Source organism: Micromonospora sp. ZG13, from assembly GCF_059359355.1.
Genome location: NZ_JCADBQ010000020.1, coordinates 39,517 through 50,388, shown reverse-complemented (window position 1 = coordinate 50,388; position 10,872 = coordinate 39,517). Strand labels below are relative to the sequence as shown.

Sequence of the window (10,872 nt, the reverse complement as noted above, 5' to 3'; positions counted from 1 at the left end):
CGCGTATACCGGTACATTGCCTGCTCACGCCTTTACAACGGGAGGTCACCGTGTTCGCCCTGCCCCTGACCGACGACGCCGAGCTGCGTCCCCTGGAGCCCTGGCGGGCCGGGGAGTTCCTCGCCCACCTCGACCGGGCCCGCGCGCACATCGCGCCCTGGGTGTCGCCCTCGTTCGTCGTCGGCGACCTCGACTCCGCCCGGGCCGTGCTCCAGAGCTACGCGGACCGGTGGGCGCGCGACGCCGGCGGCATCTGGGGCATCTGGCATCGGGGCGAGCTGGTCGGCGGGGTCATGTTCGTCGCGTTCGACACCGCGTCGGGCGTCTGCGAGGCCGGGTGCTGGCTGGAGCCCGCCGGACAGGGCCACGGGCTGGTCGCCCGGGCGGCCGGCCGGATCGTCGACTGGGCGGTACGCGAGCGCGGCATCCACCGGGTCGAGTGGCGCACCAAGGCGGACAACGCCCGCAGCATCGCCACCGCGCGGCGGCTGGGCATGCGCCTCGACGGGACGCTGCGCGAGGTCTACCCGGGGCCGGCCGGGCGCATCGACATCGAGGTGTGGTCGGTGCTGGCCCCCGAGTGGCGCGGCGTCCGGTCGGACGCCGGCGAAGACCGCGCCGGGTGAGCGGGGCACCCGGTCCGGCGCCGCCACGAGCAGCGCGTACGCGCTCGTGCGGCCGGACCGGGTGCCCGGCGAGGCGGCGTCCGATCAGGACAGCGACCGCAGGAACGGGCCGTGGCTGAGGCGGAACTCCCAGGCGTAGAACCGGTCCCAGTTGATCGACCAGGTCATCAGGCCCCGGAAGGCCGGGTTGGTGCCGCTGCGCGGGACGTACGGGCCGCAGCCCTGCCCCTTCACCAGGCAGGTCACCGCGGCCTGCACCCCGGCGGGGGCGAGGTAGCCGTTGCCGGCGCTGGGGGAGGAGGGCGCGCCGAAGGCCACCTGGTCCTCGCGCAGTGCCGGGAAGAAACGGTCCGGGTTGCCGGCGACGGGGAAGCCGGCGAGCAGCATGTCGGTCATGGCGACGTGGAAGTCGGCGCTGCCCATGGTGTGGTACTGGTTGTCGAGCCCCATGATCGGCCCGGAGTTGTAGTCCTGCACGTGCAGCACGGTGAGGTCGTTGCGCAGCGCGTGGATCACGGGCAGGTACGACCCCGCGCGCGGGTCCTGCCCGCCCCACGGGCCCGAGCCGTAGAACTGGTAGCCGAGCTGGACGAAGAACGTCTCCGGCGCCATGGTGAGCACGAAGCCCGCCCCGTACCGCTGCTTGAGGGTGCGGATCGCGGAGATCAGGTTGACGATCACCGGCGTGGTCGGGTTGCGGAAGTCGGTGTCGCCGGCGTCGAGGTAGAGCGAGTGCCCCTCGAAGTCGATGTCGAGCCCGTTGAGGCCGTACCGGTCGATGATGGCCGACACCGACCGGACGAAGGTGTCCCGGGCGGCGGTCGTGGTGAGCTGGACTTGGCCGTTCTGCCCGCCGATGGAGAGCAGCACCTTCTTGCCCTGCGCCTGCTTGGCGCGGATCGCCGCGACGAACTCGGCCTCGGTCTCGACGCCCGGGCACTCGCTGGGCGGGCAGAGCTGGAAGCGGATGTCGCCGGAGGTGACCGTGGTGGGCTCGCCGAAGGCGAGGTTGACGATGTCCCAGTCGGCGGGCACGTCGGCCATCCGCAGGTAGCCCGAGCCGTTGGCGAAGCTGGCGTGCAGGTAACCGATCAGCGCGTGCCGGGGCAGCCCGCCGGGCGGGGGAGTGGTGGGCGGCGGGGTGGTCGGCGGCGGCGTCGTGGGCGGTGCGGTCGTCGGCGGTGCCGTGGTGGGTGGGGCGCTGGTCGGCGGCGCGGTGGTCGGCGGGCTGGTGGGCGTCCCGCCGGAGCACGGCGCGCCGTTGAGCGTGCAGTCGGTCGGGGTGCCGGCTCCGGTGGCCAGGAAGCCGAACGACACCGAGGCGCCGGGGGCCACGGTGCCGTTCCACGAGCGGTTGGTGAAGGTGTGCCGCTGGCCGGAGCTGCTCACGGTGGCGTCCCAGTAGGAGCCGAGCGTGGTGCCCGTCGGCAGGGTGAAGGCGACCTGCCAGCCGGTGATGGTGCTCGGGCCGCCGTTGGTGACGGTGTAGCGGCCCTCCCATCCGGTGCCCCAGTCGGCGGTCTTGACGAAGGTGGCGGTCGGGCCGGCGGCGCGGGCCGGCGCGGCCAGGGTCAGCGTGGTGGCCGTGACGGTGGCGAGGGCCGCGACGGCGGCCAGCAGCAGGTGTCGGGCAGGGCGACGCATCCGGACCTCCCGGTTACGAGGGCCGTCGGATCGACGGATGCACAATTATTAGGATTGTTAACTGTAGTTGTCCAGATCGGATTGCGGGACGGCGCTCGCCTTTGCGACTCCGGTCCGGCGGCCGACGCGGCGGTCCACCCGCTCGTCGGCCCGCTCGGCGGACGCACCCCCGGGGCGCGTCCGCCGAGCCGGGTCAGCGCCGGCCCTCGCGGCGCCGCAGGGCGCGCTCGTAGTCCTGGAACCGCGCCTTGGCGATGACCGAGCGGTCCGCCGCGCGGAGCACCAGCCCTTCGGACCGGCCGGCCGGGCCGTCCAGGGCCACCAGGGTCCGGGGCAGGTGCCCGGTCAGGAACGCGTGCGTCCCGTCGATGTCGCGGGGCAGGTCCTCGGCGGGGACGGCGGCCAGCCGGGGCACGGTCGGCAGGCCCAGCGCGTCGGCCCGCCCGACGAGGTCCGCCTCGCCGAGGAACCGCTGACCGCCGCCGTCGCGCCAGGCCGAGATCCGCTGCGTCGGCCAGTCGAGCATCGGGGCGGGGTCGTCCAGCACGGCCACGTCGAAGAGCCGGTGCCCGACCTGGCGCTCGGCGGTGTACTGCCGGGAGGCGGCGGTGACCTTGCCGCCGTACACCTCCAGGTAGAAGACCGTGATCCGGTCGTCCGCCGCCGCGACGCTCAGCCGCTCGGCCACGTCGCGCAGGGCGTCGACGATGCCGAGCGCGGGGTTGCCGATCAGGTCGCCCCGCGCGTACAGCAGCTCCTCGCGGCTGCCGATGAGGTACGCGCCGCCGGGCAGCACGACGATCCGGACGTTCGTCCCGTCGACCTTCTCGGTGAGCGTGACCGACCCGGTGAACGCCACGCACTCCGCCAGCAGCCCGCCGTCACGGGGGTCCAGGGCGTGGTACGTGGGAATCGACGGGTACTTGGTCAGCGAGTTGATCGTCCGCAGGTCGACCGTCCGGACGTCGAGGCGGGACACGGCATCTCCTTCACGTGGCGGGTTCGCCGCGCCGGTTCGCGGCGCGGCGTCGGGCGGGCAGCGTATCCGCCGCGAGGGCCCCGGCCCGCGCGATTAATTCGAGTCCGTTGTCCACCCTGGACCGTCGGCGTGCGGAAATGTCGTACCCGGGGGCGACCATCCATCCATGGCTGTCCCCGCTCTCACCCCGCACACCGACCAGCCGCGCTCGGTGCCGCTGCGCGAGGCGCGCACCCGGCTCACCCAACTCGTCGCGCTGGCCGAGCTGACCGACACCGTCACCGTCGTCACCCGCGACGGCGACCCCCGACCCGTCGCCGCGATCGTCCCCGCGGCGGCCGCCCGCAGCGCCGCCCAGGCCCGCGCCGACGCGGACCGCCTCGCCGCCGTCACGGCCGGCTGGGCCCGGCGCCTCGACGAGGCGCACCGGCGCAGCAGCCGCCGCCACTCCGCCGAGCTGCGCGCGGTCACCGCCGCCCTCGCCGAGGTGTGGGCGGAGCTCGACCGCCGCGTCACGCCGGGCAGCGACCCCGGCCTCGCCCGGCTCCGCGCCGCGCACGCCGACCTCCTGGCCGCCGACCCCGCCGCCTGACCGGGGCCCGCGCCGTCCGAGCGGCCGCGCCGTCCGAGCGGCCGTGCCGTCCGGTGTTCCGCGTTCCACCCCGGGCCGTGCGGCGGTGCCGACAGCACGGGGCGGCGGTGTCAGCCGGCGGGATAGGCGTGGGTCTCCGCCGCCTTCACGGCGGCCCAGACCGGCTGCCCGGGCGCGAGACGGAGCTGGGCGGCGGCGGCCGGCGTGACGTCCGCGGCCACCCCGATCGGCCCGTCGAGGCGCACCCGCAGGTTGTCGCCGTGCCGCTGCACGCCCGCCACCGTCGCCGCCCAGGTGTTGCGCGGGCTGCCTTCGGGGCGGGTGGGGTGCAGGGCCACCGCCGAGGGCCGGAAGGCGACGAAGGCCTCCCCGTCGAGCCGGTCGGCGACGGTGAGGACCAACCCGTCGGCGACCCGGACCCGGTGCCCGTCGGCGTGGCCCCGGTGCAGGTTCAGCCCGACGAGCCGGGCAACGTAGTCGGTGCGCGGCCGCGCCGTGACGCTCGCGGCGTCCCCCTCCTGCACCACCCGCCCCTCCTCGACGACGACGAGCCGGTCGGCCAGCACCAGCGCGTCCAGCGGATCGTGGGTGACCAGTAACGTGGCCCCCGGGTGCGCGGCGAGGTGCCGGTGCAGCTCCGCGCGGGTGTCCAGTCGGGTACGCGCGTCGAGCGCGGCGAGCGGCTCGTCCAGCAGCAGCAACGCCGGCTCGACGGCGAGGGCGCGGGCCAGCGCGACCCGCTGCGCCTGCCCGCCGGAGAGCTGCCGGGGCCGGCGGTCGGCCTGCCCGGCCAGGCCGACCCGCGCCAGCCAGTCGTGGGCCGTCCGGCGGGCGGCGCGCCGGTCCGCACCGTGGCGCCGGGGCCCGAAGGCCACGTTCTCCAGCGCGCTGAGGTGCGGGAAGAGCAGGTAGTCCTGGAAGACCACGCCGATCGGGCGGCGCTCGGTCGGCGTCCAGACGCGCCCCCGCGGCCGGTCCAGGTCGACGCCGCCGAGGGTGAGGTGCCCGGCGGTCAGCGGGAGCAGGCCGGCGAGCGCCCGCAGCGCGGTGGTCTTGCCCGCCCCGTTGGGGCCGAGCAGCGCGACCACCTCGCCGGCGGCGACGCGCAGCGGCACGTCGAGGCGGAAGGCGTCCCGCTGCACCACGAGGTGCGCGTCCAGCAGCGGCGTGCTCACGGGCTGGTGATCCAGCGGTCGCGCAGCCCGGCGAGGATGACCACCGAGACGGTGAGCAGGACGAGGCTGAGCACCACGGCGGCCTGTACGTCCGTCTCCAACGCCAGGTAGACGGCCAGCGGCATGGTCTGCGTACGCCCCGGATAGTTGCCGGCGAAGGTGATGGTGGCGCCGAACTCGCCCAGCGCCCGGGCCCAGCACAGCACCGCGCCGGCCGCCAGGCCGGGAGCCACCAGGGGCAGGGTGACGTGCGTGAACGTCGTCCAGCGGCCGGCGCCGAGGGTGGCCGCCGCCTCCTCGTACCGGCCGTCGGTGGCGCGCAGCGCGCCCTCCACGGCGATCACGAGGAACGGCATCGCCACGAACGCCTCCGCCAGCACCACGCCTGCGGTGGTGAACGGCAGGCTGATCCCGAAGGTCGCGTCCAGCCAGCCGCCGAGCAGGCCCCGCCGCCCGAAGACGAGCAGCAGCGCCACCCCGCCGACGACGGGCGGGAGCACCAGCGGCACGGTGACGAGGGCGCGTACCAGGCGTCGGCCGGGGAACTCCACGCGGGCCAGCAGCCAGGCCAACGGCACCCCGAGCAGCAGGCAGAGCAGCGTGGCCAGGGTGGCGGTCAGCAGGGACAGCCGCAGCGCGGTCAGCACGCCCGGCGCGGCGAGCCGCTGCGGCAGCTCGGCCCACGGCGTACGGGCCAGCAGCCCGACCAGCGGCAGGACGAGGAAGACCAGGCCCAGCGCGGCCGGCAGCAGCAGCGCGACGGGCACCCCGGCACCCCGCCGCCGGACCCGCCCGCCGTGGGTACGCGTCACGGCGCCTGGAACCCCGCCTCGGCGAGCACCGCGCGACCCCGCTCCGAACGGACGTACGCGACGAAGGCCCGCGCGCCGTCGGGGTTCGGCGCGTCGCGCAGCACGACGATCGGGTAGTCGTTGACGGCGCGGGCGGACTCGGGAAACTCGACGGCCGTCACCTCGGCCGCGGCGGCCAGCGCGTCCGTACGGTAGACGAGCGCCGCGTCGACCTCGCCGAGCCGCAGCTTGGCCAACGCGCCCCGTACGTCCTGCTCCAGGGTGACCGGGGTGACGGCGACGGAGGCGGCGTCGAGCGCCGTGCGCGCCGCCGCGCCGCAGGGCACCTGCTCCGCGCAGAGCGCGACCTTCACGCCCGGCCGAGCCAGGTCGGCCAGCCCGGCGACGCCCCGGGGATTGCCTCTCGGCACGGCGACGACGAGCTGGTTGCGGGCGAAGACCGCCGGGTCGCCGTCGGCGTTGCCCGCCCCGGTGACCGTGGCCATGTTGCGCGGCGCCGCCGAGGCGAACACGTCGGCCGGCGCGCCCTGGTTGAGCTGCGCGGCCAGCGCCGCGCTGCCGGCGAAGTTGAACGCGACGGTGGCGCCGCCGGACGCCTCGAAGTCCCGGCCGAGCCGGGTGAACGACTCCGTCAGCGAGGCCGCGGCGAACACGGTCACCGTGCCGCCGGCGCGCGGGCCACCCGCCGATCCGCCGCCGGAGGCGTTCCCGCCGCCGCACCCGGCCACGCCGGCGAGGACCAGCGCCACCGCCGCCACCCGCTTCGCCCTCACGACGCGTGCCTCCCCCGGGAGCCGCCGGGCGGTGAGAGTCGTTCGACCACCACGGTGGTCGACTTGATCACGGCGACGGCCAGCGATCCGACCCGCAGATCCAGTTCGTCGACCGCCTCCCGGCTCATCAGCGACACGATCCGGAACGGCCCGGCCTGGATGTCGACCTGCGCCATCACGGTGTCCTTGACGACGTTGACCACGATGCCGCGCAGCCGGTTGCGGGCCGAGGAGGCGTCCGACCGGTCGTCCGGGTCGGTGGCCTGGCCGCGCGCGAACGCGGCGAGGTCGACCCCGTCGATCACCCGGTGGCCCTGCGCGTCGCGCCCGGCGGCGAGCCGCCCCGCGTCGACCCAGCGGCGTACGGTGTCGGCGCTGACCCCGAGCAGCTCGGCGGCCTCCCCGATGCGGAACGACGTCACCGGGCCACCCTACCGGGGCGGCAGATACGAGGTGCGACGGCGGTTCCGCCTCGTGGCTGCTGCCATCATCTGCCAGCGGCCCTGGCAGACGCGTAGCAACCGGCCCGGCGACACGACCGCCCGTGCGCATGCTGTCCCCACGGGACGGGATAGACCACAATGAAGGGCTCGCACCGGGGGACGGCGACGGGGAGGGCCGAGTTGGATCGGGACGACGAGACCAGCAGCACCCCACCGCCCCCGGCGGCGCCCGCCCGCGCCTCCCGGTCCCGGCAGCTGCGCCTGGCGGCCCTGCTGTTCCTGCTCGTGGTGGTCGTGGCGGCGACGGTACGGGTCATCGTGGCCACCGGGCCGCCCACCTGGGACGAGCTGCGCGAGCGGGCCGGGCTGACCAACCGGGACCGGCTGATCATCGGGGTCAAGGACGACCAGCCGGGCGTGGCGCAGAAGCTGGAGAACGGCGCGTTCGAGGGCTTCGACATCGACATCGCTTACATGATCGCCGAGGACCTGGGCTTCGACGCCCCGGAGGTGACGCTGCTGTCGATCGAGAGCGAGGACCGGGCCCGCCGGCAGGCGCGCGACGCCGACGGTAGCTTCGTCACGGTCGACCTGGTGGTCGCCTCCTACAGCATCACCGAGCAGCGCCGCGACCAGGGTGTGACCTTCTCCTTCCCCTACCTGGAGACCGAGCAGTCGGTGCTGACGCTCGCGTCGGATCCCCGACAGGTCGCCAGCCTGCGCGACCTCGAACGGGCGAAGGTCTGCACGCTGGGCACCTCCACCTCCGAACAGCGCCTGCGCGAGGCGGGCGCGAACCCGATCGGCCGCAACCGGATCAGCCAGTGCATCCAGGCGCTCTACGACGGCGAGGTCGACGCGGTGACCACCGACGCCGCCATCCTGGCCGGCTTCGTGGGCCCGCGCCCGCCGGGCGAGCTGCCGCCGGCGACGAAGCTGCTGCGGCCCAAGGAGCTGCGGCACTGGGACATCGGCGCGGAGTCGGCGGAGAAGTGGGGCGTGAACACCGGCCCCGTCCCCGAGATGCGCGACCTGGTCAACCTGTCCCTCCAACAGTCGGCGAAGGGCCCCGACGGCGACCGGTGGAAGGCGGCGTTCGACCGGTACCTGGCCTCGGAGCAGCAGTACAGCAACCCGCAGCAGGTGGCGGTCGGCCGGCAGCCGGAGCCCGAGGAGACGGTGGAGGTGCGGCAGTGGCCGTGGGAGAGATGGGCCCTGCCGTCTCCGGGTCGGCCGCGATCGGGGGTGCCGAGCGCCGCCCGGGCACCAAGCAGGCGCAACAGGCGCAGCAGTGGCTGCTGACGCTGCTGCCCGCGTTCCCGGTGCTGCTGCTGGTGCTGCGGCTCTGGCGGCTCAGCCGGCAGGACATGCCGACGATGCTGCTGCTGGTGCAGTACGTCAGCCCGCTCGGGCTGCTCAGCGCCCTGCTGATCGCGCTGGTGTGGGCGTTCCCGCTCGTCGTACTGGTGTTGGCCGTCCTCGGCCGGCTGCTCCAGGTCAGCGCGCCTGACCGGTTCGACCCGGAGCGCTCGCTGCTGGCCTACGGCACCGTGCGTACGCCCGGTTGGGTGCTGGTGGCGGCGATCGCGCTGGCGGCACTCACCTGGCAGCTGCGGTTCCTGCCGTTGCTGCTGATGCTGGCCCTCTGGCTGCTGGCGCTGCGGACCCGGCTGCGTCACCCGGACCGCCCCCGCCGGATCCTCGCCACCGCCCTGGTGCTGCCGGTCGTGGCGGCGGCCGCGAGCTACGCCTGGCTGGCGCCCGCCGTGCCGAGGGCGGTCGGCGAGGGCGAGCTGGCCACGGCCCTGCTGCTGGTCGTGCCGCCGCTGGGGGCCGTGGTGCTCACCGGCCCGGTGCCGCGCCCGGTCGCCCCGGCGCTGACCCGCGTCCTCGCCTACGCGGTGGCGGCGGTGGTGCCACTGGTGACGGGCGTGGTCTTCCTGCGGGTGCCGCTGCTGCCCGCCGTCGCCGTGGAGGTCGGCCCGGAGGCCGGGCCGGTCCGGGAGGTGGTACGCGGCGAGGCGGTCACGGTGACCGACCGGATGACGATCGTGCTCGACGGGCGGGGCGAGGTGCGCTTCCTGCCCAACGACCACGTACGCGGGCAACTGCTCTGCCCCGACCCGGGGCGGATCCCGGTTAGCCGGGTGGACGTCTACGGCTGGCACGTGGAGGAGACGGCGCTGGACTGGATGATCCCCCGGCAGGCGGTGGGCCGGCCGGACCCGCGCTGCCTGGGCCGGCTGCCGGCTGCCGATCCCACCGGGTCGTCCGCGCCGCCGTCCCCCGGGCCCGCCCTGCCGTCCTCGCCGCCGCCGCGCGCCCGCTGACGTCCGGCGGGCGGGGTCAGCGGTTGCGCAGCTCGGGGGACTGGTTGAGCAACTGTCCCCGGGCGGAGACGAACCGCCGGTACGCGTCCGAGTCGACGGCCCCCGGGCGGAACGCGGCGACCCGGTGGCAGTTCTGGAAGGCGAGCTCGACCCGGAAGTGCCGCTCCAGGCCGGCCCGGATGGCGTCGCTGGATTGAGCACGCCACGAGGGAGGCGTCGCGTCAATGACCGTCCGGCGTGCCGTGCCGACCCACCGTGACGACGGCGTCGGTGCGAGCGGCGAGTGGCGGCGAGGGGGCGGTCAGCCCCGGCGCGCGGTGCGGCCCTTGAGGTGGCGGCCCAGCTCCCGGGCGATCTCCCGCTCGGCGTCCCGCTCGGCCAGCGCCTGCCGTTTGTCGTACGACTTGCGGCCCTTGGCCAGGGCCAGCTCGACCTTCGCCCAGCCGCCCGAGAAGTACATCGACAGGGGCACCAGGGTCAGGCCACCCTCGCGGGTCCGCTCCAGGATGCGGGCGATCTCCACCCGGCGCAGCAGCAGCTTGCGGGTGCGCCGGGGCGCGTGGTTCGTCCAGCTGCCGAAGCCGTACTCGGCGATGTGCAGACCGTAGAGCATCAGCTCGCCGTCGCGTTCCTGAGCGAACGCGTCGACCAGCGACGCCCGGCCCTCGCGCAGCGACTTGACCTCCGTGCCGGCCAGCACGATGCCCGCCTCGTAGGTCTTGAGGACGGTGTAGTCGTGCCGCGCCTTCTTGTTGGAGGCGATCAGCCTGCGCTCGGTCTGCCGGGCCGCGTTCACCCGGTCGAGGATATCGCCTCGCGGCCGGTTCCTCCCCGCGCCACCGCCGCTCGCGGCGGGCGTGCGGTGCTCGGCCCGGCCCTCCCGCGTCGCCGCAGCAGGAGGGGCGCCGTGGCCGAATCCGATGGCGCCGGCCGGGCCCGGCGGGGGAGACTCCGCCAATGGATCATCGGACGATGGTGCGGCTGAGCAAGCGGATGTCCCTGGCGTTGCGGCACGAGCCCGCCCGCTTCGGCCTCGCGCCCGACCGGGCAGGCTGGGTGCCCGTCGACGACCTGCTCGCCGCGCTGCGGATCGACCGCGTCGACCTGGACGCCGTGGTGGCCGGCAACGACAAGCAGCGCTTCGCCGTCGAACGCGGTGCCGACGGCGCCGAGCGGATCCGCGCCAACCAGGGGCACTCGATCCCGGTCGACCTGGGCCTCACGCCCAGCGACCCGCCGGCGCGGCTCTACCACGGCACCAGCCGCGTCGCGCTCGACTCGATCCGCGCCAGCGGCCTGCACCGGGCCGGCCGGCACCACGTCCACCTGTCGCCGGACGTGGCGACGGCCCGGCGGGTGGGTGCGCGCCGGGCGGGCGAGCTGGTGGTGTTGACCGTGGACGCGGCGGCGATGGCCCGCGACGGGCACGCCTTCTACCGCAGCGCCAACGGCGTCTGGCTCACCGACGCGGTGCCCGCCCGCTACCTGGCGGACTGAG

The 10,872-nt window shown here is 75.2% G+C and carries 12 protein-coding genes and 1 pseudogene; 5 read left to right on the top strand and 8 right to left on the bottom strand.

Annotation, left to right across the window (positions count from 1 at the left end; genetic code table 11):
* Window positions 1–50 precede the first annotated feature (50 nt).
* Complete coding sequence (locus tag AC5L34_RS26920) at window positions 51–626, top strand: GNAT family N-acetyltransferase (RefSeq protein ID WP_494827531.1); 576 nt, start codon at window positions 51–53, stop codon at window positions 624–626.
* A gap of 84 nt (window positions 627–710) precedes the next feature.
* Here AC5L34_RS26920 and AC5L34_RS26915 read toward each other — a convergent pair whose 3' ends face one another.
* Both AC5L34_RS26915 and AC5L34_RS26910 read right to left on the bottom strand, forming a co-directional pair.
* Window positions 711–2,249 carry a chitinase gene (locus tag AC5L34_RS26915; protein ID WP_494827593.1) on the bottom strand — a complete coding sequence of 513 codons (1,539 nt, stop codon included), beginning with the start codon at window positions 2,247–2,249 and terminating at the stop codon, window positions 711–713.
* 214 nt (window positions 2,250–2,463) lie between these two features.
* Window positions 2,464–3,249, bottom strand: a complete 786-nt coding sequence (locus AC5L34_RS26910) for an RNA ligase family protein (protein ID WP_494827529.1) — start codon at window positions 3,247–3,249, stop codon at window positions 2,464–2,466.
* A gap of 166 nt (window positions 3,250–3,415) precedes the next feature.
* On the opposite strand from AC5L34_RS26910, the gene AC5L34_RS26905 reads away from it, so the two are divergent.
* Entirely contained in the window at window positions 3,416–3,841 is a 426-nt protein-coding gene (locus AC5L34_RS26905; protein WP_357879109.1) for a type II toxin-antitoxin system Phd/YefM family antitoxin, read from the top strand.
* Window positions 3,842–3,951: 110 nt separating this feature from the next.
* On the opposite strand, the gene AC5L34_RS26900 is transcribed toward AC5L34_RS26905, so the two are convergent.
* The 4 genes from AC5L34_RS26900 to AC5L34_RS26885 are packed head-to-tail and all read right to left on the bottom strand — an operon-like array spanning window position 3,952 to window position 7,023.
* A complete protein-coding gene (locus tag AC5L34_RS26900) occupies window positions 3,952–5,016 on the bottom strand; it encodes an ABC transporter ATP-binding protein (protein ID WP_494827527.1) in 1,065 nt (354 codons plus the stop codon).
* Window positions 5,013–5,828: an ABC transporter permease gene (locus tag AC5L34_RS26895; RefSeq protein WP_441177896.1), complete on the bottom strand. Its 816-nt coding sequence runs from the start codon at window positions 5,826–5,828 to the stop codon at window positions 5,013–5,015. The genes AC5L34_RS26900 and AC5L34_RS26895 overlap by 4 nt, the downstream gene beginning before the upstream one ends.
* Window positions 5,825–6,601 carry a molybdate ABC transporter substrate-binding protein gene (gene modA / locus AC5L34_RS26890; RefSeq protein WP_494827525.1) on the bottom strand — a complete coding sequence of 259 codons (777 nt, stop codon included), beginning with the start codon at window positions 6,599–6,601 and terminating at the stop codon, window positions 5,825–5,827. The genes AC5L34_RS26895 and modA overlap by 4 nt, the downstream gene beginning before the upstream one ends.
* On the bottom strand, window positions 6,598–7,023 hold the full coding sequence (locus tag AC5L34_RS26885) for a TOBE domain-containing protein (RefSeq protein WP_441177898.1): 426 nt from the start codon (window positions 7,021–7,023) through the stop codon (window positions 6,598–6,600). The genes modA and AC5L34_RS26885 overlap by 4 nt, the downstream gene beginning before the upstream one ends.
* Window positions 7,024–7,224: 201 nt before the next feature.
* On the opposite strand from AC5L34_RS26885, the gene AC5L34_RS26880 reads away from it, so the two are divergent.
* Both AC5L34_RS26880 and AC5L34_RS26875 read left to right on the top strand, forming a co-directional pair.
* Window positions 7,225–8,346: a transporter substrate-binding domain-containing protein gene (locus AC5L34_RS26880; RefSeq protein ID WP_441177899.1), complete on the top strand. Its 1,122-nt coding sequence runs from the start codon at window positions 7,225–7,227 to the stop codon at window positions 8,344–8,346.
* Complete coding sequence (locus AC5L34_RS26875; RefSeq protein ID WP_441177900.1) at window positions 8,238–9,374, top strand: hypothetical protein; 1,137 nt, start codon at window positions 8,238–8,240, stop codon at window positions 9,372–9,374. Before AC5L34_RS26880 ends, AC5L34_RS26875 begins: the two co-directional genes overlap by 109 nt.
* A 16-nt stretch (window positions 9,375–9,390) precedes the next feature.
* Here the strand turns inward: AC5L34_RS26875 and AC5L34_RS26870 are convergent.
* Window positions 9,391–9,576 (bottom strand): annotated as a pseudogene (locus AC5L34_RS26870) (SCO5389 family protein); the annotation flags it as partial.
* Window positions 9,577–9,675: 99 nt separating this feature from the next.
* On the bottom strand, window positions 9,676–10,170 hold the full coding sequence (smpB, locus tag AC5L34_RS26865; RefSeq protein ID WP_088999896.1) for an SsrA-binding protein SmpB: 495 nt from the start codon (window positions 10,168–10,170) through the stop codon (window positions 9,676–9,678).
* A gap of 161 nt (window positions 10,171–10,331) precedes the next feature.
* On the opposite strand from smpB, the gene AC5L34_RS26860 reads away from it, so the two are divergent.
* Window positions 10,332–10,871 carry an RNA 2'-phosphotransferase gene (locus tag AC5L34_RS26860; RefSeq protein ID WP_441177901.1) on the top strand — a complete coding sequence of 180 codons (540 nt, stop codon included), beginning with the start codon at window positions 10,332–10,334 and terminating at the stop codon, window positions 10,869–10,871.
* The last annotated feature ends 1 nt before the right edge of the window (window position 10,872 follow it).